Origin of the sequence: Streptomyces sp. NPDC097640 (assembly GCF_040302705.1) — a bacterium.
In the GTDB taxonomy this organism is placed as follows: Bacteria; Actinomycetota; Actinomycetes; order Streptomycetales; family Streptomycetaceae; genus Streptomyces.
The window spans coordinates 124442-146250 of sequence record NZ_JBEOSB010000004.1; the positions used below are offsets into that span (position 1 = coordinate 124442).

19 protein-coding genes and 1 tRNA gene are annotated in these 21809 nt (G+C 72.6%); 10 read left to right on the forward strand and 10 right to left on the reverse strand.

What is annotated here, in order from left to right:
* The first annotated feature begins 54 nt into the window (after window positions 1–54).
* Entirely contained in the window at window positions 55–2865 is a 2811-nt protein-coding gene (locus tag ABTY62_RS07065; protein ID WP_352128378.1) for a hypothetical protein, read from the forward strand.
* Window positions 2866–2892: 27 nt separating this feature from the next.
* On the opposite strand, the gene ABTY62_RS07070 is transcribed toward ABTY62_RS07065, so the two are convergent.
* Window positions 2893–3963 carry a DUF8094 domain-containing protein gene (locus ABTY62_RS07070; protein WP_352128379.1) on the reverse strand — a complete coding sequence of 357 codons (1071 nt, stop codon included), beginning with the start codon at window positions 3961–3963 and terminating at the stop codon, window positions 2893–2895.
* Between the two features lie 279 nt (window positions 3964–4242).
* Here ABTY62_RS07070 and ABTY62_RS07075 point away from each other — a divergent pair, with 279 nt between their 5' ends.
* Window positions 4243–4698: a hypothetical protein gene (locus tag ABTY62_RS07075; protein ID WP_311729613.1), complete on the forward strand. Its 456-nt coding sequence runs from the start codon at window positions 4243–4245 to the stop codon at window positions 4696–4698.
* Between the two features lie 116 nt (window positions 4699–4814).
* Complete coding sequence (locus tag ABTY62_RS07080; RefSeq protein ID WP_352128380.1) at window positions 4815–6905, forward strand: FUSC family protein; 2091 nt, start codon at window positions 4815–4817, stop codon at window positions 6903–6905.
* Window positions 6906–6930: 25 nt separating this feature from the next.
* Here ABTY62_RS07080 and ABTY62_RS07085 read toward each other — a convergent pair whose 3' ends face one another.
* The gene (locus tag ABTY62_RS07085) at window positions 6931–7557 is read right to left on the reverse strand and encodes a TetR/AcrR family transcriptional regulator (RefSeq protein ID WP_352128381.1); all 627 of its coding nucleotides are present in this window, start codon (window positions 7555–7557) and stop codon (window positions 6931–6933) included.
* A 99-nt stretch (window positions 7558–7656) separates the two neighbouring features.
* Between ABTY62_RS07085 and ABTY62_RS07090 the strand changes: the two genes are divergently transcribed.
* From ABTY62_RS07090 to ABTY62_RS07100, 3 genes are all read left to right on the forward strand, one after another.
* Complete coding sequence (locus ABTY62_RS07090; protein WP_352128382.1) at window positions 7657–8202, forward strand: PH domain-containing protein; 546 nt, start codon at window positions 7657–7659, stop codon at window positions 8200–8202.
* A complete protein-coding gene (locus ABTY62_RS07095; RefSeq protein WP_352128383.1) occupies window positions 8199–9797 on the forward strand; it encodes a PH domain-containing protein in 1599 nt (532 codons plus the stop codon). The genes ABTY62_RS07090 and ABTY62_RS07095 overlap by 4 nt, the downstream gene beginning before the upstream one ends.
* Window positions 9798–10180: 383 nt before the next feature.
* On the forward strand, window positions 10181–11362 hold the full coding sequence (locus ABTY62_RS07100) for a Cmx/CmrA family chloramphenicol efflux MFS transporter (protein ID WP_352128384.1): 1182 nt from the start codon (window positions 10181–10183) through the stop codon (window positions 11360–11362).
* Window positions 11363–11410: 48 nt separating this feature from the next.
* On the opposite strand, the gene ABTY62_RS07105 is transcribed toward ABTY62_RS07100, so the two are convergent.
* The 3 genes from ABTY62_RS07105 to ABTY62_RS07115 are packed head-to-tail and all read right to left on the reverse strand — an operon-like array spanning window position 11411 to window position 14887.
* Window positions 11411–12166 (reverse strand): succinate dehydrogenase/fumarate reductase iron-sulfur subunit, encoded by a 756-nt coding sequence (locus ABTY62_RS07105; RefSeq protein ID WP_311722370.1) that lies wholly within the window; start codon window positions 12164–12166, stop codon window positions 11411–11413.
* Window positions 12163–14109 (reverse strand): fumarate reductase/succinate dehydrogenase flavoprotein subunit, encoded by a 1947-nt coding sequence (locus ABTY62_RS07110; RefSeq protein WP_352128385.1) that lies wholly within the window; start codon window positions 14107–14109, stop codon window positions 12163–12165. Before ABTY62_RS07110 ends, ABTY62_RS07105 begins: the two co-directional genes overlap by 4 nt.
* A gap of 1 nt (window position 14110) precedes the next feature.
* A complete protein-coding gene (locus tag ABTY62_RS07115; protein ID WP_352128386.1) occupies window positions 14111–14887 on the reverse strand; it encodes a succinate dehydrogenase cytochrome b subunit in 777 nt (258 codons plus the stop codon).
* Window positions 14888–14970: 83 nt separating this feature from the next.
* Between ABTY62_RS07115 and ABTY62_RS07120 the strand changes: the two genes are divergently transcribed.
* Window positions 14971–15924 (forward strand): LysR family transcriptional regulator, encoded by a 954-nt coding sequence (locus ABTY62_RS07120; RefSeq protein ID WP_352128387.1) that lies wholly within the window; start codon window positions 14971–14973, stop codon window positions 15922–15924.
* An 82-nt stretch (window positions 15925–16006) separates the two neighbouring features.
* Here the strand turns inward: ABTY62_RS07120 and crcB are convergent, their stop codons facing one another.
* The 3 genes from crcB to ABTY62_RS07135 are packed head-to-tail and all read right to left on the reverse strand — an operon-like array spanning window position 16007 to window position 17249.
* Window positions 16007–16381, reverse strand: a complete 375-nt coding sequence (crcB, locus tag ABTY62_RS07125; protein WP_352128388.1) for a fluoride efflux transporter CrcB — start codon at window positions 16379–16381, stop codon at window positions 16007–16009.
* Entirely contained in the window at window positions 16378–16743 is a 366-nt protein-coding gene (locus ABTY62_RS07130) for a DUF190 domain-containing protein (RefSeq protein ID WP_352128389.1), read from the reverse strand. The genes crcB and ABTY62_RS07130 overlap by 4 nt, the downstream gene beginning before the upstream one ends.
* On the reverse strand, window positions 16743–17249 hold the full coding sequence (locus ABTY62_RS07135; protein ID WP_352128390.1) for a fluoride efflux transporter FluC: 507 nt from the start codon (window positions 17247–17249) through the stop codon (window positions 16743–16745). The genes ABTY62_RS07130 and ABTY62_RS07135 overlap by 1 nt, the downstream gene beginning before the upstream one ends.
* A 179-nt stretch (window positions 17250–17428) precedes the next feature.
* On the opposite strand from ABTY62_RS07135, the gene ABTY62_RS07140 reads away from it, so the two are divergent.
* The 3 genes from ABTY62_RS07140 to ABTY62_RS07150 all read left to right on the forward strand — a co-directional run bounded on the left by ABTY62_RS07140 (window position 17429) and on the right by ABTY62_RS07150 (window position 19986).
* Window positions 17429–18430 carry a zinc-binding alcohol dehydrogenase family protein gene (locus ABTY62_RS07140; RefSeq protein WP_352128391.1) on the forward strand — a complete coding sequence of 334 codons (1002 nt, stop codon included), beginning with the start codon at window positions 17429–17431 and terminating at the stop codon, window positions 18428–18430.
* Between the two features lie 57 nt (window positions 18431–18487).
* The gene (locus ABTY62_RS07145) at window positions 18488–19405 is read left to right on the forward strand and encodes a nitroreductase/quinone reductase family protein (protein WP_352128392.1); all 918 of its coding nucleotides are present in this window, start codon (window positions 18488–18490) and stop codon (window positions 19403–19405) included.
* A gap of 89 nt (window positions 19406–19494) precedes the next feature.
* Window positions 19495–19986 (forward strand): MarR family winged helix-turn-helix transcriptional regulator, encoded by a 492-nt coding sequence (locus tag ABTY62_RS07150; protein ID WP_352128394.1) that lies wholly within the window; start codon window positions 19495–19497, stop codon window positions 19984–19986.
* Window positions 19987–20027: 41 nt separating this feature from the next.
* Here ABTY62_RS07150 and ABTY62_RS07155 read toward each other — a convergent pair whose 3' ends face one another.
* Window positions 20028–21341, reverse strand: coding sequence for a glycosyltransferase family 39 protein (locus tag ABTY62_RS07155; protein ID WP_352128395.1), 1314 nt, complete (start codon window positions 21339–21341; stop codon window positions 20028–20030).
* A gap of 143 nt (window positions 21342–21484) precedes the next feature.
* Window positions 21485–21557, reverse strand: a tRNA-Arg gene (locus ABTY62_RS07160).
* Window positions 21558–21809: the final 252 nt, after the last annotated feature.

A 21809-nucleotide genomic window follows, 5' to 3' on the forward strand; every position in this document is an offset into this window, starting at 1 on the left:
ATTCGCGCACGGGGGAACGGCGCGCTGAGGAACTTGGGGGCGATCGCGGTGCCGATGAGCGGGCGTCAGGTCGGGGCGAGATTTCTGGAGGGGGAGGGCGCCGACGAGTTCATGGCGGCGTTCAAGCGGGCGGTGGTGCCGGCGGACCGGCGGGCCGCGGCGCGCGATGTGCTGCCGCCGGTGGTGCTGCTCGCCGAGGGCGGGGAGAGCGGCGAGGGTGACGGTGGGGGCGAGGATCCGGGCGGGCGGGCGCACCGGGCCATGCGCGGACTGGAGCGGTGTCTGCGCCGCGAGCGGGGCGGCAAGCTGGTGCCGTACGCGGCGCTGGGGGCGGCCGAGGCGGCCCGCGCCGTCCGGGGCCGCCGTCCATTGACGCTGGCCGTCGGGCAGCGGCTGGGTGAGGACGTTCCGCCCAGGACCGGGCGGCTGCGCCTGCCGGACTTCCAGCTGATGCGCGATGTCGTCGAGTGCGCCCTGGAGCAGGGGCCCGGGGCTCAGTCGCTCACCGGCGAGCAGATGCGCGACCGTTGTTACGAGGGGCGTCGCAGACGAGGCCCGGTGCTGCGGGCGCTGTGGCAGCTGGGCGGCGGTGATCCGCCGACGGCGCAGAGTGCCGCGCAGGGCCCCGGCTGGTTGGCGCTCGCGCTGGCCGCCGTCGCCCGCCCGGCGTTTCAGGTCTTACCGCGCTGGTGGTGGGCGCGCCGTTGCACCCGTCGGCTGCTGTGGTCGGGCACCACCGGCTGGTTCGCCGACTGGCGGGGGAGCGGCCATGGGAGGCGCTCCGAGGAGTTCTTCGAGAGCGCCGCGCAGCTGGTGGAGTTGGACGCGCCGGAGGGCGAGCGGCAGGACGAGAGCGAGGCGGGACACGGGCCGGAGGGGGAAGAGTGGCTCTCCACCGTTGAGCAGCTGCTGCTGCGCGCCCTGCTGGCGGATCTGAAGGCCGCGGCCGGGCCCGGGCGGGTCTCGCCGTGGCGGCGCCGGAGAGCCACGCGCTTCACCGTGCTGTTGGAGCGTGGCGCTGATGGCGGAAGTGGCGATCCGGCGGCGCGCTTTCTGAGCGCCTACGGGACCGCGGCCGAGGAGCTGGAGTCCGCGGCCACCGTCGTGGTGGCCACGAGCCCGGCAGGGGTGGCGGTCCCGGGGGAGCGCTGCGCCCGGCTGTCGGACGCCGCCACGGCGCTGGACCACGCCACCGGGGCGCCGGAGGGCGGCCTCGAGCCCCTGCTGGCGCCGCTGGTGCCGCTGCCGCCCGGGGTCAGGCCGGGCACCGCGCCCCGTTCGGGCCCGGTCTCTCCGCGGGACTTCCGGATGGGCCCGGTCGCCGAGGTGGTGCTGGAGGGGGTGGCCCTGGTGGCGGTGCTGGGTGTGCTGGGGGCGTGGCTGATCCCCATGACGAGGGCCGGCGAGGACGAGAGCTGTCTCGGCGGCGCGTCCGGTGGCCCCCTCTCGGGCCGGGCGGAGCTGGGTGCCACACCGCCCCGGCAGCAGTACGAGGCCGCGGCGCTCATGATCGAAGAGGAGAACAAGCGGGTCGACGAGGCGGTGCTGCGGCGCGGAGCCGAGGCCCGTACGGTCGTGCACATCGGCGCGGAGGTCGCCAAGGACCAGGAGGGCCAGCGGTACAACGGTGCCGTGCCGGAGCTGCGCGGCATCGCGCTGGCCCAGCGCGCGCTCAACGACGAGGCGCGGAACGACTCGCAGAAGGTATGGCTGCGCGTCCGGATGCTCAGCGCGGGCGAGGGGTACAAGGACGCCGAGCGCCGCGCGCGGCAGGTCGTCGAGGAGGCGGGGCGGAAGGGCTCCGGCATCATCGGCGTGGTGGCCTTCTCGCAGAGTCTGAAGCAGACCCAGGCGGCCGTCCGTGAGCTGGGCCGGGCGAAGATTCCCATGGTGGGCACCACGGCCACGGCCGACGCGATGAACGTGAGCCCCTACTACCGCCGGGTGGCGCCGACCAACAGCCGCGAGGCGCGGATCGAGGCCGACTTCGCCCATCGGGGAAACATCATGGACGGCGGCTCGGGCGGGTGTTCCCCGGCCGAGGCGGCGGTGGTGGTCCAGGACCCCGCGGACCTGTACAGCAAGGAGATCGGAGACTTTTTCGCCGAGCAGTTCGGCGGGGACTGGTCCAAGCTGGAGTACTCGCCCGGCGGCCGGTCCGGGGGCTCCGAGTCGGGCGCCCCGGGGTCGGGCGGCAACCGCGTCACGCACGAGGACAGCATCAAGGACGTGGCCGACGCGGTCTGCGAGCGGATCAAGGCCCAGCCCCGTACGGTCCTGTACTGGGCGTCCCGGGCGCGCGAGTTCACCGCGTTCCTCGATGTCTTCGGGGACGACACCTCCTGCGAGGGGCGGAAGCTCACGGTCCTGGGCGGCAATGAGCTGACCACCGCCGCCCTCTCCGGCGAGTACGAGGCCCGGCCCTGGCTGCGGCTCTATCACACGGCCCATGTGCTGCCCGCCGGGCATCCGCGCGGCAGCGACGTCACCCAGGAGTTCAACGCGGAGTACGCCGCGGCGTTCGGCGCCAAGGACCTGTGGCGCAACGACGGCCGGGCGGCGCTGGCCCATGACGCGATGCAGCTGATGGCCGCCGCGGCCAACGAGGCGTTTGCCAGCACCGGTGATGTGGAGCGGTCCAATGTGCAGATCAGCCTCGACAACGGCATCAGCAAGGAAGGAGCCAGCGGCTATCTGGAATTCGGGCGAGGCGCCAAGGTCTCGCGCGACAAGCCGCTGGTGATCCTGCATCACACGGCGAAGGGCTCCGAACCGGTCCTGTTCTGCGGCTCGTTCGCGCAGAACACCGGGCGGGTCGAACACTGGGGGCCGAAGGGCGAGTTCGCCTGCCCGAAGGACGGCTGAACCACCGATGCGCTGGACAGCGGGTGTTTAGCCCTTGGCGTTGATGAGTTGGAAGCTGTATCCGGTGACACGGACGCGCTTGCCGGAGGGCGGTACGACAGCCATGGTGAGCGACGAATCGGTGCGGGTCAGGAAGGTGGAGGTGTTCCTGCCGTCCAGGTAGACACCCGTGACCGTGGGCATGTTGTCAATCTGCATGACGGAGGTGCAGTTCACGCCATCGGCCTTCGGCCAGTTCAAGTAGTCGATGCCGAAACCGTAAAGAGCCACGGCGCCACCGTCGGCGGTCTTGAGCCCGTACACCGTGTCGTCCGCGGTGGGGGCGGCCTTGTACTTGCCGTTGACGCAGCCGTCGGGGAAGTCGGCGCGGTCCGCGTAGTCCTTCTTCCAGCCCTTCACGGCAGCGTTCTGCGTGAACGTGCTGTCCGCGCTCTTGCCGCCGGTCAGAAAGATGTCCTGGGACAGCCCATGCAGATCGGCGAGGGTGGTGCCGCCCACCTGGTCCGACTCCTTGAGTGCGGAGGCGAATCCGTCGCCGTCCAGCTGGATCTTCGGCAGTTTGGTCTTGCTGTCGAGGTTGCCGACGCCCACCGCCTTCCAGGCGGCACCCTCGTTGCCTTTCGTCTGTTTGAAGGCGATCAGCCGACGGCGGCCCTCGTCGATGTTCTTGCCGGTGATCCGGGTGTCGACGAAGAAGACATTCTCGGAGCCCTTGGGCGGAATGTAGAAGTGGGCGCCCTTGACCGGATAGTAGAAGGGGACTTTGTAGGAATCCTGTTCCTTCTCGGACAGAGTCTTGAATTGGGTGAAGGTCGCCAGACTCTGCTGCCGCAGGGCGCCGTCCTCGATCTCGGCGATCTTCTTCGGATCCCGGGCGGCGTTGGCTTCGTTGTTGACCTTCGCGTAGTTGAGCAGGACTTTCTGTGCCGCCTTGAGGGAGATGACGCCGACCGCGGCCGGCGGGGACGACGACTCGTCCTTGCCGCCCTTGGCGGAAGAGTCCGATCCACCGCCGGATCCGGAGCAGGCGGTGAGTACGACGGCGAGGGCGACTGCGGAGACAACCGTTCGCCCAGATCCGGAAATGTGGTGGCGCATGTTTACGAGTCCCCTGAGGTGGTTCCAGGACGATGACCGCCACAGGCTAACGGATGGGTTTTCTCCGTTGAATGGGGAGGCCACCTGTCGGGCACCTGTTGGGCGCGCGGAACCATCCGGCTCCGGCATCGAGTCGGGCCGCGGCCGTGCTGTTACACGCCTGTAGCGGAGCGGAGGAGCAACCATCCGATGTCCGTGCGGGTCTTTCTTGGTGTTCGACCGATCAATGGTCAGATGACCGCTCACCGATCGAAACAGCACTTCACGGGGGTATTTCTTATGCTTCGTACTCTGCGCCGCTCCGCGGCGCTCGCCGGGGGCTGCGCGGCCGCGCTCGGCCTCGGCCTCATTCTCGCGGCCGGCTCGCCCGCGGCCGCCTCCGCGCAGACCGACCCCAACAACCGCTACACCGCCGAGGAGATCCACCACTTCCTGGAGGGCTTCTACGGCAACCACGGCCCGACCGCCTGGGAGCGGAAGCACCTGGTCTCGGCACAGCTCAAGGAGAAGGCCGCCCAGAACCCGGACTTCGATGTGCTGCTGTGTGCGCAGAACACTCCGCGGGACATCGAGGTCGGTGAGGTCACCACCGCCCAGTCGGCGCGGGTGGGCTGGGCGACGATCACCACCACCTGGGGCGGCGAGCCGCGGACCGCGTCCTTCACGGCGTATGTGGACCTCGACGGCAGCAAGCCGATGAAGCTGCTGGACGTCTACTGCGGGGCGGAGGACTGAGTGATACGCGGACGCGGATCCGACGAAGCCATGCCGCGGGTGTGATGCGGCGGATGTGACGAACCAGTGCGGAACGGCTGGTTCAGCTCTGTGGATCAAAACCGTAGTCTCGGCGTATGACCTGGTCACACGCGCTGAAGGCGACCGCACGCGCCGGGCTTGCGATCGAGCGGACCCGGCTGGAACCGCTCGTCGCACTGCGCGGCGCGTGCGGGGTCGCCCTGGTCATCGGCCTGACCATGTGGCTCGGCTCGCCGACGCTCGCGGTGTCCTCCGCGTTCGGCGCCTTCTCCTCGGGGATCGCGACCTTCCAGCGCAGCTGGCGGCCGCGCCCCGCGCTCGCGCTGGCCGCCGCGGGCGGGCTGGCGGTGTCCACGTTCCTCGGCTATCTGGCCGCCGCCCACACCGTCACCTTCCTGATCATGCTCGCCGTCTGGACGCTGCTGACCGGCATGGCCTGGGCGGTCGGCCCGGTGTCCGGGCTGGTGTCCACCCAGATGGTCGCGGTGATGCTGGTGACCGTCACCCTCCCGACCTCGGTGCTCGGCGCGCTCCAGCACGCCGCCCTGATCGGGTTCGGCGGCGTGGTGCAGGCCGCGCTCATCGTGCTGTTCCCGGTCCGGCCGTGGGGGGTGCAGCGCGACGCCCTCGCGGACGCGCTCGCCGCGGTGGCCGACTACGCGCGCCGGCTGCGCTATGACCCGGTGGCGCCGTTCGACCCGCAGCCGCTGATGGAGGCCCGCAGCGCCGCCGCCCTGACGCCCCGCCAGGCCCGGCGGCGCCCGCGCCAGCTGCGCGGCTACCGGCTGCTCGCCGAGCGGATCCGGCCGGTGCTGGCCTCGCTCGCCGACCCGGTGGTGGGCGCCGCGCCCGAGGGCCCGGAGCGCGACCGGGCGCGCGCCCTGCTCGGCGCGACCGCCACCGTGCTGGACGCGGTGGCCCACGCCATCCGCTGGGGCAAGCCGGTGCGGCTGCCGCCCGATGCCATGGCGGTGCTTGAGGTGCCCCCGACCGGGCCGATGCTCAGCGGCGCCGGCCGCCGCGCCGCGCTGCGGCTGATGGCGCTGGTGGCCGATGTGGTGGAGTCCTCGGACGAGCCGGTGGAGGCGGTGACGGCCGAGGGCGCCAAGGACCGCCGGTATCTGCCCCGGCCCACCGTCCCCGGCATGGTGCCGGTGGCGCTGCGCGCCCTGCGGCGCGAGGCGCGCTGGTCCTCGCCCGTGCTGCGCCACGCGGTGCGGGTGTCCGTGGTCGCCTCCTGCGGCTATCTGCTGGGGGCCGCGCTGCCGTGGGGCCATGGCTACTGGGCGCCGCTCACCTCGGTCATGGTGCTGCGGCCGGACTTCGCCCAGACCTTCTCGCGCGGTGTCGCGCGCTTCATGGGCACCCTGGGGGGTGTGGTGATCGGCGCTGCGGTGATGGCGCTGGCCCACCCCGGTCCGTATGTGAGCGCGGCGCTGGCCGTGGTCTGCGCCGCGCTGCTGTACCTGCTGCTGCGCACGGGCTTCATCGTGGCCTCCGCGTGTGTGACCGCGTATGTCGTCTTCCTGCTGGGCATCGCGGGCGAGGGCTGGTCGCAGACGGTGGCGGCGCGGGTGGCGCTGACCCTGCTGGGCGGGCTGCTGGCGATGGCCGCCTATGTGATCTTCCCCGCCTGGGAGACACCGCTGCTGCAGGACCGGCTGGCCGACTGGCTGGAGACGAACGGCCGTTACGCCGTGGCCGTCTTCGACGCCCATGCCCGCCCCGCGGACCGCCGCCCCCGCCAGGTGCGGGAGGCGCTGCTGGACGCCCGGGCGGCGCGGTCGGCCTGGGAGCGGAGCGAGGCGCGGGCCCATCAGGAGCCGGTGCGCCACCGCGGGTTGTCCCGCGGCGCGGCGCGGGCGGCGCAGACGGCGCTGTCCACCATGGGCCGGGTCACGATGCTGCTGGAGGCGCATCTGCCCGCCCGGGACGCGCCCGCCTCGAAGGAGGCCGCGGAGTTCGCGGCGGCGCTGCGGGAGTCGCTGCCGGAGGCGGTCTCGGCCGTACGGGAGCGCCGGCCGCCCGAGTGGGGCACGGTGCACGAGGCCCTGGAGCGGTGGCAGATACGGGAGGGGGAGCGGCAGGGGGTGGCGGTGCGCGGCGCCGAACTGCTGGTCGAGGCGCTGGACGATCTGCCGCAGGCCCTCGCGATCAAGCCGGGCCGGGGCGGGCACAGCCGCTAGGGCCCGGCGTCGTCGTGCGGTGACCTCAGGCGGCGCCGCCGGTGTCTTGCGCGGCGCCGCTGAAGAGGCGCGCCAGATGCAGGTCGAGCAGGTCCAGGGCCCCCCGCGGGCTGTCGTACTCCATCAGGGCGGCGGCGGAGAGCCCGTCCGTCAGCGCGATCAGCAGCGCCGCCTCGCGGTCTGGATCGCGGTTCGCGGACACCTCCCCCTGGGCGATGGCCGCCTTCAACTGGTCGGCGAAGAAGGCCCGTAGGGACGCGATGCCCTCCTGGGCGTGGGTGCGCAGCCGCTCGTCGTGGACGGCGCGCACGAAGTAGGAGATCTGCACCAGATAGCCGGTGCGGCTCGCCTCGTCCAGGGGCAGCATCTCCGCGAGCGTCTCGCGGAGGACGCCCCGGGGGGTGGGCGCGCCCGGCAGCGCCTCGATGCGGGTGCGGATGCGGTGCTGGGCCAGCCGCTCGATATGGCCGAGCGCGAAGACGATCATGTCGTCCTTGCTGGTGAAGTAGTGCTGGAGCTGTCCGAGCGAGATGCCCGCCTCCGCGGCCACATCGCGCAGGCTCGCGCCGTCGAGGCCGCGCGCGGCGGCGATCCGCCACAGCGCCTCGGCGATCTGTCCGCGCCGTTCCTCATGGTCCACCCGCTTGGGCACCCCGGCCTCCCTTCCCACTTTCGCAAGTCAATCGTATTGCTATACCGTGGCGGGTGCGTGCCAATACAGTTGACTTGAAAAACCTCGGGGGAATCTCCCATGTCCGTCCCCATGCCCGTGCCGCCCAGGCCCCAGCTCGGGGCGCCCCGGCTCAGGGCGCCGCTCCACAGCGTCGACCCGCGCGCCCGCCGCTGGTGGACCACGCAGGCGCTGCTGATGGTGAGCGGGCCGATGCTGCTGACCGCCGCCGCCCTGCTCGTCCTCTCGCTGCTCTTCTTCCCCGGCGCACTGCCCTGGCTCGGCCCGCTGCTGCTGGTCACGCTGGTGCTGCCCGGGCTCGGATACGCATGGGCCATGCCCCGGTGGCGCTACCGCACACACGCCTGGGAGCTGGGGGAGCGCGCGGTCTACGCGGCGAGCGGCTGGCTGTGGCGCAAGCGGCGCATCGCCCCGCTGTCGCGGGTGCAGACCGTCGACACCGTGCGCGGCCCCCTCCAGCAGGCCTTCGGGCTGGCCACCGTCACCGTCACCACCGCCTCCACGGCGGGCGACGTACGCATCGCGGGGCTCTCCGACGCCGATGCGCAGGAGCTGGCGCGGCGCATCGGCGACGCGGCGCAGCTGGTGCCGGGTGATGCCGCGTGACCACCCACCTCACCGGCGCCGACTCGCCGGGCGCCGACCAGCAGGGTGCGGACCACCCGGGCGCCGACTCGCCGAGCGCCGCGTGGCGCGCGCTGGACCCCCGCACCATCGCCGTCCACTGCGCCTGGATGGCGGCCCCGCTCGCCTCGCTCGCGCTCACCGCGCTGGCCACCGGCGGCCGGCTCGGCAGCCGGGCCTGGATCACCCTCGCCGCCATCGCCGTCTCCTTCGCCTGCGTCACCGTCACCGGGCTGATCAGCTGGTCGCGCACCCGCTACCGCGTCACCGCCGACTCCTTCGAGCTGCGCACCGGCCTGTTCACCCGCCGGCTGCGCGCCATACCGCTGCACCGGGTGCGCAACGTCGACCTGACGGCCAACCCCGTACAGCGGCTCTTCGGCCTCGTCGTGCTGCGCGCGGGCACCACGGGCGCGGGCGGCGGCCGTGAGCTCACCCTGGAAGCCCTCACCCGCCCCGCCGCCGAGCGGCTGCGCGCCGAACTGCTGGCCCGCGCGGGCACCGGCGACACCGCCGACGAGCCCGTCCTGTCCACCGGGGACCCGCGCTGGCTGCGCTACGCCCCGCTCACGTTCTGGGTGTTCGGAGGGGTGGTCGCGGCAGTGGGTGCGGTGTGGCGGGTTCTGGACGACCTCGGTGTGCAGCCGTGGCGCATCGGGCCCGTGCGCCGCGCCTTCGAGGACTTCGGCAACAGCGCCCTGTGGCTGACGATCCCGCTCGCGCTGCTGGCCGTGGCCGCCGTGGGCGGCGTCGGCGCGGTCGTGCTGTACGCCGAGAACTGGTGGCGGTACCGCCTGGAGTGGGCGGACGCGGGCACCCTGCGGGTCCGGCGCGGGCTGCTCACCACCCGCTCGGTCTCCATCGAGCGCGCCCGGCTGCGCGGCGCGGTGCTGCGCGAGCCGATGCTGCTGCGCGCGGGCGGCGGCGCGACCGTACGGGCCGTGGCGAGCGGCCTCGGCGACTGTGAGGAGAACCGCACCCGCTCCACGCTGCTGCCGCCCGCCCCGCGCGCCGAGGCCCTGCGGGTGCTGACCGGCGTGCTCGCACGGCCCGCCGCGCCCGCCGCGCCCGCTGAAAACTCTGTCGGTGAAGCCCTCTTCGACCGGCCCGAGCTGACCCGGCACCCGCGCGTCGCCCTGCGCCGCCGTGTCATGCGCGGCATGGTGTGGGTCGTGGTGCCGGTGACGGCCGTCCTCGCGGTGCTCGGGGCGCTGCTGACGCCCGTACTGCTCTACTGTGCCGGGGGCTTCCTCCTCGTCGCGACCCCCGTCGTGTACGCCCTGGCGCGCGACGCGTACCGCGCGCTCGGCCACGGGCTGGCGGGCGGTCACGGCGGCCATCTGCTCATCCGCTCCGGCACCTTCAGCCGTGACACGGTGGCCCTGGACCGCCGGGCCGTGCTGGCCTGGACGTTCACCGACAGCCCGATGTCGCGGCGGGCCGGGGTCACCACGCTGACGGCGGCCGTCGCGGCGGGTGAGGACGGCTACCGCATCCCCGACATGGCGGCCGGGGAGGCGGCGGCGTTCGCGCACGAGGCGGCTCCGGGGATCCTCGACGAGTTCCTCGCGATGTGACACGCGGCAAAGGCGCGGCACCCGGCAAAGGCGCGGCACCCGGTAAATCCGTGGAAGCGGTCCGCCGGGGCTGCTACCGTGCTCGACCATGTCCAGCCCGGAGTCAGACAGACCGTAGCCACCGGCCCCGTCCGGTGGCAGTGACGCCCGCCCCGCCGCACACCCCGCCCCTGAGGCCGTGCGGCGCTCCGTGGCGTGCCCCCGGTGGCCGGATCTCCGCATCACGGCAGCGGACGACTCCGACCGGACGTCGATTCCCTCTCCTCAGTCGCGCCCCCTGGGTGTGGCGTGCCTTGGCGCGTCACCGCGCATCGTGGCGAACTCTCCCGTCGGCGAACGCTGCCCGCTCGCAGTCCCATCGGATTCACTCGGGGAGTTCCCGTATGCCCTTTGCCGTCTACATGCTCGGGCTGGCCGTATTCGCCCAGAGCACTTCGGAGTTCATGCTGTCCGGCCTGGTGCCGGAAATCGCCGCCGACCTCGGGGTGTCCATCCCCCAGGCCGGCTTTCTGACCTCGGCGTTCGCCATCGGCATGGTCGTCGGCGGGCCGCTGCTGGCGATGCTCACGCTGCGCTGGCCGCGGCGGACCGCGCTGGTGGCGTTCCTGGTGGTGTTCGCCGCCGTCCATGTCGCCGGGGCACTCACCTCCGACTACGGCGTGCTGCTCGCGACGCGGATCGTCGGCGCGCTCGCCAACGCCGGTTTCTGGGCGGTGGCCGCCGGGGCCGCGGTCGGGATGGTCGAGCCCGGCGCCAAGGCCCGCGCGATGTCCGTGGTGATGGGCGGGGTCACGCTGGCCTGTGTGGCGGGTGTGCCCGGCGGTGCGGTGCTGGGTCAGCTGTGGGGCTGGCGGGCGGCGTTCTGGGCGGTGGCCGTGCTGTCCGCCGCGGGCGTGGCCGCCGTCCTGGCCTCGATCCCGGGCGGGCGCCCCGAGGCGCCCGCGGCCGGGCTGCGCGCCGAGCTGCGGTCGCTGATCGGCGGGCAGCTGCTGATCGCGTACGCCATGAACGCCCTGGTCCAGGGCGCGACCTTCTGCACCTTCACCTATCTCGCGCCGCTGCTGACCGACGTCAGCGGCTACGGCGCCGGGTGGGTGCCCGCGATGCTGGTGCTGTTCGGTGTGGGCGCGTTCATCGGCATCACCGTCGGCGGCCGGATCGCCGACGCCCGGCCTCATCTGACGCTGCTGACCGGTATGGCCGCGCTCACCGTGGGCTGGGCCGTGCTGGCCCTGTCGGCCGGGGCGGCGGTGGCCGTGTTCGTGCTGGTCTTCGTGCAGGGCCTGCTCGCGTTCGGCATCGCGCCGGCGCTGACCTCGCGCACGTTCTACCTGGCCGACGGCGCCCCCACCCTCGCGGGCGGGTTCACCACGGCGGCGTTCAACGTCGGTAACACGGCGGGCCCGTGGTTCGGCGGGCTCGCCATCGACGCCGGTCTCGGGTTCCGTTCGCCGGTGTGGACCAGCGCGCTGATGATGGTCGTCGCGCTGGCCACGTTCGGCCTGGCCGCCGCCCTGCGCCGGCGCGAGGCGCGGCGCGAGACCCCGGTGGTGGCGGCGGCCTGAGCCCGGCCGCCGCCTCGCCCTGCTGACGGTACGAGGGCTCTCGTACCGTCAGCTGCGGCCGCCGCCGCCCTTGACGCTCGCCCGCAGGAACTCCCGGTTCATCATGGAGATGCTCTGGAGCGGGATCCCCTTGGGGCAGGCCACCGCGCACTCGCCGGTGTTGGTGCAGCCGCCGAAGCCCTCCTCGTCCATCGCGCCGACCATGTCCAGCACCCGCGACTCGCGCTCCGGCTGGCCCTGCGGCAGCACGTTCAGGTGGACGACCTTGGCGGAGGTGAAGAGCATCGCCGAGCCGTTGGGGCAGGCCGCCACGCAGGCCCCGCAGCCGATGCACTCGGCGTGCTCGAAGGCCGTGTCGGCGACCGGCTTGGGCACCGGCGTGGCGTGGGCGTCCGGGGCGCTGCCGGTCGGGGCGGAGATGAAGCCGCCGGAGCCGATGATCCGGTCGAAGGCCGAGCGGTCCACGACCAGGTCCTTGACCACGGGGAAGGCGGCGGCGCGCCACGGCTCGACGTCGATCGTGTCACCGTCGGAGAAGTGCCGCATGTGCAGCTGGCAGGTGGTAGTGCGCTCGGGGCCGTGCGCCTGGCCGTTGATGACCATGCCGCACGCGCCGCAGATGCCCTCGCGGCAGTCGTGGTCGAAGGCCACGGGCTCCTCGCCGCGCAGGATCAGCTCCTCGTTGAGCGTGTCCAGCATCTCCAGGAAGGACATCTCGGGCGATATGCCGTCGACTTCGTACGCGGTCATGGCGCCCGGCTCGTTCGGGCCGTGCTGGCGCCAGATCCGCAGGGTGAGCCTCATGCGTAACTCCGCTGCGTGGGGTGGACGTACTCGAAGACCAGGTCTTCGCGGTGCAGGACGGGGGCGCCGCCGGTGCCGGCGAACTCCCAGGCCGCGGCGTACGAGAAGGACTCGTCGTCGCGGGCCGCCTCCCCGTCGGGCGTCTGGCTCTCCTCGCGGAAGTGGCCGCCGCAGGACTCGGCGCGGTGCAGCGCGTCCAGGCACATCAGCTCGGCGAGCTCCAGGTAGTCGACGATGCGGTTGGCCTTCTCCAGCGACTGGTTGAGCTCTTCGCCGGTGCCCGGGACCTTGATCCGACGCCAGAACTCCTCGCGGAGCGCAGGGATGCGGTCGAGCGCCTTGCGCAGCCCGGTCTCGGTGCGGGCCATGCCGCACTCGTCCCAGAGCAGTTCGCCGAGCTCGCGGTGGAAGGAGTCGGGGGTGCGGTCCCCGTCGTTCTCCAGGAGGCGCCGCAGGCGGTCCGTCACCTCGGAGACCGCCTCGGTGACCGCCGGGTGGCCGGGGTCCACCTCGCCGTGCGGGTGCCGGGCCAGGTAGTCGTTGATGGTGGAGGGGAGGACGAAGTAGCCGTCGGCCAGGCCCTGCATCAGCGCGGAGGCGCCGAGCCGGTTGGCGCCGTGGTCGGAGAAGTTGGCCTCGCCGATCGCGAACAGGCCGGGCACGCTGGTCTGGAGGTCGTAGTCGACCCACAGGCCGCCCATCGTGTAGTGGATGGCGGGGTAGATGCGCATCGGCACCCGGTACGGGTCCTCGGCGGTGATCCGCTCGTACATCTCGAAGAGGTTGCCGTACTTCTCGGACACCGCCTTGCGGCCCATCCGGGCGATCGCGTCGGCGAAGTCCAGATAGACGCCCTGCCCGCCCGGGCCCACCCCGCGCCCCTCGTCGCACACGTTCTTCGCGGCGCGCGAGGCGATGTCACGGGGCACCAGGTTGCCGAACGACGGGTAGATCCGCTCCAGGTAGTAGTCGCGCTCGTCCTCGGGGATCTCGGCGGGCGGGCGGGTGTCGCCCTTCGCCTTGGGCACCCAGATGCGGCCGTCGTTGCGCAGCGACTCGCTCATCAGGGTCAGCTTGGACTGGTGGTCGCCCGAGCGCGGGATGCAGGTGGGGTGGATCTGGGTGAAGCAGGGGTTGGCGAAGTACGCGCCGCGCCGGTGCGCCCGCCAGACGGCCGTGGCGTTGCTGTTCTTGGCGTTCGTGGACAGGTAGAAGACGTTGCCGTAGCCGCCGGAGGCCAGCACGACGGCGTCCGCGAAGTAGGTGGAGATCTCGCCGCTGATCAGATCGCGGGCCACGATGCCGCGGGCCCGGCCGTCGACGACGATCAGGTCGAGCATTTCGGTGCGGGGGTGCATATCAATGTTGCCCGCGGCGATCTGCCGGGTCAGCGCCTGGTACGCGCCGAGCAGCAGCTGCTGGCCGGTCTGGCCGCGGGCGTAGAAGGTGCGGGAGACCTGGACGCCGCCGAAGGAGCGGGTGTCCAGCAGACCGCCGTACTCGCGGGCGAAGGGCACGCCCTGGGCCACGCACTGGTCGATGATCTCCACCGAGACCTGGGCCAGGCGGTGCACATTGGACTCGCGGGCGCGGAAGTCGCCGCCCTTGACGGTGTCGTAGAACAGCCGGCGGATGGAGTCGCCGTCGTTGCGGTAGTTCTTGGCCGCATTGATGCCGCCCTGGGCCGCGATCGAGTGGGCGCGCCTGGGCGAGTCCTGGTAGCAGAACTGCACCACGTGGTAGCCCTGCTCGGCGAGGGTCGCCCCGGCCGCGCCGCCCGCCAGGCCCGTGCCGACCACGATGACGGTGTACTTGCGGCGGTTGGCGGGGTTGACCAGCTTCGCCTCGAAGCGGCGGCGGTCCCAGCGCTCCTCGATGGGGCCGTCCGGGGCCTTGGCGTCGGTGATCGGCTCGCCGGTCGTGTACTCCGCAAAGGTGCTCATGTCAGCTCACTACTCCGGTCATGACCCCGATGGGCACGGCGACGAACCCGCCGGCCAGGACGACCGCCACGGCCGTCGAGACGATCTTGAGTGCCCGGTCCCGGCCCGGGCGGCCCGCGCCGAGGGTCTGGACGGCGCTCCACAGGCCGTGCCGGATGTGCGCGCCGAGGGCCAGCATCGCCACGATGTAGATGGTGTTGCCGTACCAGGTGGAGAAGGTCGCCACCACGTTCTGGTACGGATGGCCGGGCTCGGCGCGCTCGTTCACCGTGAGCGTGGTCAGGTCCAGGATGTGCCACACGATGAACAGGCCGAGGATCACTCCGCCCCAGCGCATGGTGCGCGTGGCGTAGCTGGCCTTCCGCCTGCGGCGCGCGTTGCCGTGCGCGTACTTCTGCGGCCGTGCGGCCAGGTCGCGGCGGCTGAGCTGGTACGCGGCCACGCCGTGCAGCACGACCGAGGCCACCAGCGCCACCCGGACCACCCACAGGAACCACTCGTAGTGCAGCGCGGGCTCGCCGATGGTGCGCAGCCAGTGCGCGTAGTGGTTGAACTCGCCGGGGCCGAAGAAGATCTTCAGATTGCCGAACATGTGGGCCGCCAGATAGGCCAGCATGATCAGCCCGGTGACGGCCATCACCGCTTTCTTGCCGACGGTCGAACGCCACACGGAGCCGATGAGTGACGGGCTCCGCGCGGGCTTCCGCGGCGGTTCCGGCCGCTGTCGCGGCCCCTTCTGGGCGGGCCGCTCAGGGTCCGTCCGCGTCGCCAGTGCCATGTGACAAGACGCTAAGCAGGCTTTTGTGATTCGTCCAAGACATGGAATGGCTCGATTCCATAGGCGATAGCTATCATGGCTGGGTGAGACTCCAGCAGCTGCGCTATTTCGCCACCGTGGCCGATACTCGCCACTTCACGCGCGCGGCGGAGATCCTGCATGTCGCCCAGCCCTCGCTGTCCCAGCAGATCCGCACCCTGGAGCGGGAGCTGGGTGCCGAGCTGTTCCACCGCGCCCGCGGCAACATCGCCCTCACGGACGCGGGCGAGGCCCTGCTCCCGCTGGCCCGGCAGATTCTCGCCGACACCGAGACCGCGCGCCGCGAGGTGCAGGAGGTCGCCCAGCTGCGGCGCGGCCGGGTGCGGCTCGGCGCCCCGCCGAGCCTGTGCGCCAGCCTCGTCCCGGATGTGCTGCGCCGCTTCCACGACGAGTTCCCGGGCATCGAGCTGATCGTGGACGAGGGCGGCTCGCAGGACCTGGTGCGCACCCTGGCCGCGGGCGAGCTGGACCTGGCGCTGATCATCACCCCGCTGGCCGGGCAGGCCCCGGCGCTGGCCACCACCGAGCTGCTGCGCGAGGAGCTGGTCGTGGCCTCCTCGCCCGCGTCCCCGCCGCCCGTGCGGCGCCGCCACATTCGCGTCGAGGATCTGCGGGACCAGCCGCTTGTGATGTTCCGGCGCGGCTATGACCTGCGGGAGTTCACCACCTCGGCCTGCCGGGCGGCCGGCTTCGAGCCCTCGTTCTCGGTCGAGGGCGGGGAGATGGACGCGGTGCTCGGCTTCGTCCGGGCCGGGCTGGGGATCGCCGTGATCCCGGGGATGGTGGCCGCCAGATCCGGGCTGCGGGCCACGCCCTTCGCGGACCACGGAATGCAGCGCACCATCTCGGTCGCGCACCGCAAGGACGTCGCGCCGCCGCGCGCGGCGCGGGAGCTGCGCCGGGTGCTGCTGGAGCATCTGCGCTCGGCGAGGGCGGGGGAGGAGCTGACCCCGGGCACCAGGCTGCTGCCGCCCGTGCCCGACTCCGACTCCGGCTGAGCTGCTTCCGGCTGGGCTGCTTTCGGCTGTGCTGCTTCTCGTTGGGCTGCTTCCGGTTGGGCTGCTTCCGGTTGGGTGGCGCTCAGCCCCAGATGGCTCGGGCCAGCGCCACACCGCCGAAGGCGGCGCCGACCCCGGCCGCCACACTCACCACAACATTCGCGGCCGCAAAGAGCCGAGCACCGTCCTCGGCCAGTCGCAGCGTCTCGTACGAGAACGTGGAGTACGTCGTCAGCGCCCCGCACAGCCCGGTGCCCAGCAGCAGCTGGAGGTGCGAGGAGGCGGCCCCGGCGGTGACGGCGCCGGTCAGCAGGCCGAGCACCAGACAGCCCGAGAGATTGACCACGAAGGTGCCCCAGGGGAACACCGAATCATGCCTGGCCTGCACCGCCCGGTCGGTCAGATAGCGCAGCGGCGCCCCCACCATGGCGCCGGCCACCAGCAGCAGCCAGTTCACCGGGCCTCCTCCTCGTGGTCGCTTCCGCCCTCGTCGTCTCCGTCGCGGCCCGGGAAGCGAAGCACCTCGACCGGGTCGAGGGCGACGAGCCCCTCGCCGACGATCTCCTCCAGCTCGGGCAGAAAGGCCCGCACCCGCTCCTCCGTATCAACGATCACAATCGCGACGGGCAAATCCTCGCTCAGCGACAGCAGCCGCGAGGTGTGGACGACCGACGTCCCGCCGAACCCCTCGACCCCGCGGAAGACGCTCGCGCCCGCGAGCCCCGCGCGGTGGGCGCGGTGCACGATCTCCGCGAACAGGGGCCTGTGGTGCCAGGTGTCGCACTCGCCGACGAAGGCGGTCAGCCGCAGGCCGTTCATCACGTAGCCCCGCCGCTCTCGCCGCGCGCCGCGAGAGCCCCGACGGTGCGCCGCGTCGCCGCCACCGCCGCCCACACCGCCGCCAGCGCCGCCAGCGGGGTGGCCGCCAGATAGGCCAGCCCGGTGGCCGGATGGCCCCCGTCGATCAGGCGCTCGAAGTCGACGGTGTAGGTCGAGAAGGTGGTGAACCCGCCCAGCACCCCGGTGCCGAAGAACGGCCGCACCAGCCGGTGGGCGGCCCACACCTCGGTGATCAGCGCCAGGAACACGCCGATGAGCGCACAGCCGACGGCGTTGACCGCGAATGTCGTCCAGGGGAACCCGCCCGTCTTGGCCGGCCACAGCAGCGACGCCCCGTACCGCGCGACCGCCCCGGCGGCGCCGCCCACCGCCACCACGCAGACCACCGGGCCCTGCCCGCGCCAGGTGCCATGGCGGGCGGACGGGGCGGAGCCGGCACCGGGGTTGGTGACCCCCTCGACCAGTGGAGACCGTGAGCTGCCCATGACCTCAGACTACGGGGCGCCCATCCGGCTCCCCACGGCACTCCGGGCCCGCCCACGACCCGCTTCAGGCCCACCGGCATGCCCGCTGACGCGCCCGGAACGCGCGCCTCCGCGCCCCCGTACCGCCACGGCGTTACGTTGCCCCGGTGGCGCAGGCGAATCCAGACATCCCAGGGAAAATGCGGGCATGGGTGGTGCGGACCCCGGGTCGGCTCGACCGGGTGGAGCTGCCGGTTCCGCAACCCGCCGAGGACGAGCTGCTGGTGCGGGTCCGGGCCTGCGGGGTGTGCCGCACCGATCTGCATGTCCGCGACGGCGATCTGCCGCCGCACAAGACCCCGGTCGTCCCCGGCCATGAGGTGGTCGGGGAGGTGGTCGCGGCGGGCCCGGCGGCGGAGGGGCCCCCGCTCGGGGCGCGGGTCGGGATCCCCTGGCTGCGCCGGACCTGCGGCCGGTGCCGCTACTGCCTGCGGGGCCGGGAGAACCTGTGCCCGTCCTCCGAGTACACCGGCTGGGACGCGGACGGCGGCTACGCCGAGTACGCCACGGTCCCCGCCTCGTACGCCTACGAGCTGCCCGGCGGCTACGCGGACGAGGAGCTCTCCCCGCTGCTGTGCGCCGGGATCATCGGCTATCGCGCGCTGCGCCGCGCCGAGCTGCCGCCGGGCGGCCGGCTCGGGATCTACGGCTTCGGCGGGTCCGCGCATCTCACCGCCCAGGTCGCGATCGGCCGCGGCGCCGTGGTCCATGTGCTGACCCGGTCGGCGGCGGCGCGCGCGCTCGCGCTGGAGCTCGGCGCGGCATCGGCGGGCGACGCGTACGGGCGGCCGCCGGAGCCGCTGGACGCGGCGATCCTCTTCGCCCCGGTGGGGGATCTGGTGCCGGTGGCCCTGGAGGCGCTGGACGGCGGCGGCACCCTGAGCGTCGCCGGGATCTACCTCTCCGACATCCCGTCCCTGGAGTACGAGCGCCATCTCTTCCGCGAGCGCACCCTGCGCAGCGTCACGGCGAACACCCGGGAGGACGGGCGGGAGTTTCTGAACGCGGCGGCCGCCCACCGGCTCCGGGTCACCGTGACGCCGTATCCGTTCGAGCGGGCGGACGCCGCGCTGGACGACCTGGCGGCCGACCGGGTGCACGGGGTCGTGGTGTTGACGATGGAACGGGGCACGCCGTCCTGATGCCTTTGCTGTCAAAACAAAGGCTTTTGTTCAAGCCGGTAGGACTCAAGGACTCCCATGGACCTGAATAAGCACGTCATCGAAGAATTCCGGGCGAACAACGGAAAAGTGGGCGGCATGTTCGAAGGCGCCTCCCTGATCCTGCTGAACACGACCGGCGCCAGGACCGGCAGGCCGCATACGACCCCGGCCGTGTATCTGCGCGACGGGAACCGCTATCTGGTCTTCGGCTCCAACGCCGGCGGCCCCAGGCATCCGCACTGGTACCACAACCTGCTGGCCGATCCGCATCTCACCGTCGAACTCGGCACCGAGGACGGGGCCGTCAAACCGTTCGCGGCGCGGGCGGTGCCGCTGGAGGGCGAGGAGCGCGACCGCTACTGGGAGCTCCAGTGCTCGCGCGACCCGGGCTTCCGCGCCTACGCGGAGCAGACCGAGCGGACGGTACCGGTCGTCGCCCTCCACTTCCTGGACCTCGGCGCGAACAACCCGGAGCGCAACCGGATGATCGGCCGGCAGCTGGTCCAGCACCACAGCGAGCTGCGCGCCGAGCTGCGCCGCGTCCGCGCCGGGATCGACCGGGTGCTCGCCGGGGAGCACCCGGCGGATCTCCCGGAGCCGGAGGACCGGCCCGGGGCCGACCTCGCGAGCCGGTTGAGGCGGCACTGCCTGACCTTCTGCTACGCGCTCCAGACACACCACATCCGGGAGGACGGCTCGTTCACCGCCTTCGAGAAGCAGTTCCCGCACCTCGCCCCGGCCATCGCCCGGCTGCGGCGCGAACACGAGGCGGTGGAGCGGGGCCTGGCGGAATTCGAGGCGCTGGTGAACGGGGACGGCGGGGAACTGCCCGCCGATCCCGCCGACGCGGAGAAGCTCCGCGCCGAGCTGGACCGGGTGGTCGCGGGCCTGGAGGAGCACTTCGCCTACGAGGAGCAGCACCTGCTGCCCGCTCTGGAGGCGCCCCTTCGGTAAACGCCCCTGTCGCCCGGCGGCGGCGCGCCCCGGGATAGCTTTGCCGTGAAGGTGACGGCACGAAGCCAGCTGCGAGGGGGCCGGGAGGCATGTCGAAGGAGCACGAGCCGGGGTCCGGCCCGGAGGCCGCCCTGAGTACGGATCAGGCGATCCGGGCCATGCTGCTGGTGATGCCGCGCGTCGCCGCCCGGCTCAAGCGCACCAGGATCCCCGAGCGGCTGCGCTCCTTCAACCTGGCCCCCCGGCATCTGTCGCTGCTCTCCTACCTGCTGTTCGACGGCCCGATGCCGGTCAACGAGCTGGCCGCCCGGCTCGAGGTCGCCCCCACCACGGTCAGCCTGATGGTCGGCGACCTCAGCCGCCAGGGGGTCCTGGAGCGCCGCACCGACCCCGCCGACCGCAGGCGCAGCATCGTCACCATCACGGAGGACGTGGAGACCCGCTCGGCCATCGAGGCATGGCTCGCTCACGGCGCGAACGCCTGGCGCCGGGCCTTCGAGCAGCTCACCCCCGACCAGCGCGCCATGTTCGTCCGGACCATCGAGACGTACGAGCGCGAGTTCTCCGGCTCCGCGGACTGAGCGCGCCCGCACCGCTTCCCCGGCCTTGCGCCGTACAGGGCCTATGGCGCGTGCGCGTCGGCGAAGACCAGATAGGCGCCGTACAGTGCGGACAGGGCGGCGGCCGTGCTCAGCAGCGCGACGCGGACGCCGCCGGAGCGCACCCGGGCCAGGCATGCCGCCACCGGCAGCAGCAGGGGAAAAGCGGGCAGCAGGAACCGGGCCCGGACGCCGAAGAACGACGAGTCCCCTACGGCGATGGCCAGCAGCACCACGCTGTACACCAGCAGCGGCAGGGGCTGCCGCCGGGCCACCACCACGACGCCGAGGAACACGGCGGCACACAGGACCAACGTCACGACCACCCAGGTGAGCGGCACCGAGGTGGGATGGAGGCAGGCCCGCCACACCTGACGGACCGTGCTGACGCCCCAGTCGAACCGGGAGTGCCACAGCATCTGGACGGCGAAGTAGCCGTCCCAGCGGCCGAGCCGGTCGCCCACCCACGCGATGAAGCCCAGCCAGCCGAGCGGGGCGATCGCCGCCCCCAGACACGGCCGCCACCGGGCCTCTTCCGGCGCCCGGACCTCCTCCGCCCACCGGGCTTCTTCCGGCCGCCACCGGGCTTCCTCCGGCCGCCGGACCTCCTCCGCCCACCGGGCTTCCTCCGCCCACCGGGCTTCTTCCGTCCACCGGGCCTCCTCCGCCCACCCGCCCGGCTGCCCGCGCGGCCGTACCACCGTGGCGACCGCGGTCGCGACGACCGCCGCCACCAGGGCCACGGCGGTGGGCCGGGTCAGCCCGGCCAGCGCGCACAGCACACCGGCCCAGATCCAGCGCCGGGTCAGCACCGCGTACAGCGACCAGGAGGCCAGCGCGGTGAACAGCGCCTCCGTGTACGCCATGCTCTCCACCACGGCGTGCGGCAGCACCCCCCAGAGCACCGCGGCCAGCACCCCGACGCGCCGGCCGTGGCACCAGGCGGCGACGGCGAAGATCCCCCACGCGGCGGCCAGGGACGCGACCCAGGTGATCAGCAGGGCGGCATGCGTGACGGGCAGCGGCGTCATCTCGTGGACGAGCCGGATCAGCGCCGGATAGAGCGGGAAGAACGCCAGATTCGAGTAGTCATTGTCCGTCGGCGCGCCGGTCAGGCCCCCCGCGGCCGGCAGCCCGTGGTCGTACCCGGCCACCGCGATATCGATGTATCGCTGGGCGTCCCACAGCGTCGCCATTCGCTGCGCCGCCGGATGCCCGAGCCGATGCCCCCAGTAGGCGAGCATCGCCACCCCCAGGGTCCGCACCGCGGCGAAGCCCAGCAACGCGGGCGCCGCCTCTCGGGCGGCCGCACGCAGTCGGCGAAGTCGGACGGGCACGGTTGCCCCCTCAGGTCATGCCGTCACCGTAGGCATGACCTGGCCGCCGCACGCGCGGGAGTCGGCCATCCGGCTCTACACGCCGCGCCGGGGCTTTTTCACTGACACACTCCCTCTACGGGCGTAGAGGAGGCGGTGAAGGGCGCCCCCGGCAGGACTCGAACCTGCGGCCAAGTGCTTAGAAGGCACCTGCTCTATCCACTGAGCTACGGGGGCCGGACGCTTGTCACGCAACTGCTGAGCCCCCGGGTGCCTGCGGTTCCGACGGTGCGGGGCCGTGGTGCCGGTGGCCGGGCTCGGCGGATCCGTGACCTTGCCGGGGACAAGGATAGGGCTCTCTGCGCCTCGCCCCGGTTGCTTCACCTCCGTGGCACGTTGTGGAGGTTCGGTGAAGCGGTTTGATAATCGCAGGCAGGTGCGAATCCCGCATCGTTTTTCACGCCTCAGAGTGCGGGTGTTGTCTACTCG

What these genes read in the sequence shown, in the direction of transcription:
- ABTY62_RS07145 (WP_352128392.1), top strand. Translation starts at nt 18,488, where the DNA reads ATGGACCTGAATAAGCACGTCATCGAAGAATTCCGGGCGAACAACGGA.
- ABTY62_RS07065 (WP_352128378.1), top strand. Translation starts at nt 55, where the DNA reads ATGAGCGGGCGTCAGGTCGGGGCGAGATTTCTGGAGGGGGAGGGCGCC.
- ABTY62_RS07100 (WP_352128384.1), top strand. Translation starts at nt 10,181, where the DNA reads ATGCCCTTTGCCGTCTACATGCTCGGGCTGGCCGTATTCGCCCAGAGC.
- ABTY62_RS07110 (WP_352128385.1), bottom strand. Translation starts at nt 14,109, where the DNA reads ATGAGCACCTTTGCGGAGTACACGACCGGCGAGCCGATCACCGACGCC.
- ABTY62_RS07130 (WP_352128389.1), bottom strand. Translation starts at nt 16,743, where the DNA reads ATGAACGGCCTGCGGCTGACCGCCTTCGTCGGCGAGTGCGACACCTGG.
- ABTY62_RS07135 (WP_352128390.1), bottom strand. Translation starts at nt 17,249, where the DNA reads ATGGGCAGCTCACGGTCTCCACTGGTCGAGGGGGTCACCAACCCCGGT.
- ABTY62_RS07070 (WP_352128379.1), bottom strand. Translation starts at nt 3,963, where the DNA reads ATGCGCCACCACATTTCCGGATCTGGGCGAACGGTTGTCTCCGCAGTC.
- ABTY62_RS07090 (WP_352128382.1), top strand. Translation starts at nt 7,657, where the DNA reads ATGTCCGTCCCCATGCCCGTGCCGCCCAGGCCCCAGCTCGGGGCGCCC.
- ABTY62_RS07150 (WP_352128394.1), top strand. Translation starts at nt 19,495, where the DNA reads ATGTCGAAGGAGCACGAGCCGGGGTCCGGCCCGGAGGCCGCCCTGAGT.
- ABTY62_RS07115 (WP_352128386.1), bottom strand. Translation starts at nt 14,887, where the DNA reads ATGGCACTGGCGACGCGGACGGACCCTGAGCGGCCCGCCCAGAAGGGG.
- ABTY62_RS07075 (WP_311729613.1), top strand. Translation starts at nt 4,243, where the DNA reads ATGCTTCGTACTCTGCGCCGCTCCGCGGCGCTCGCCGGGGGCTGCGCG.
- ABTY62_RS07105 (WP_311722370.1), bottom strand. Translation starts at nt 12,166, where the DNA reads ATGAGGCTCACCCTGCGGATCTGGCGCCAGCACGGCCCGAACGAGCCG.
- ABTY62_RS07080 (WP_352128380.1), top strand. Translation starts at nt 4,815, where the DNA reads ATGACCTGGTCACACGCGCTGAAGGCGACCGCACGCGCCGGGCTTGCG.
- ABTY62_RS07140 (WP_352128391.1), top strand. Translation starts at nt 17,429, where the DNA reads ATGCGGGCATGGGTGGTGCGGACCCCGGGTCGGCTCGACCGGGTGGAG.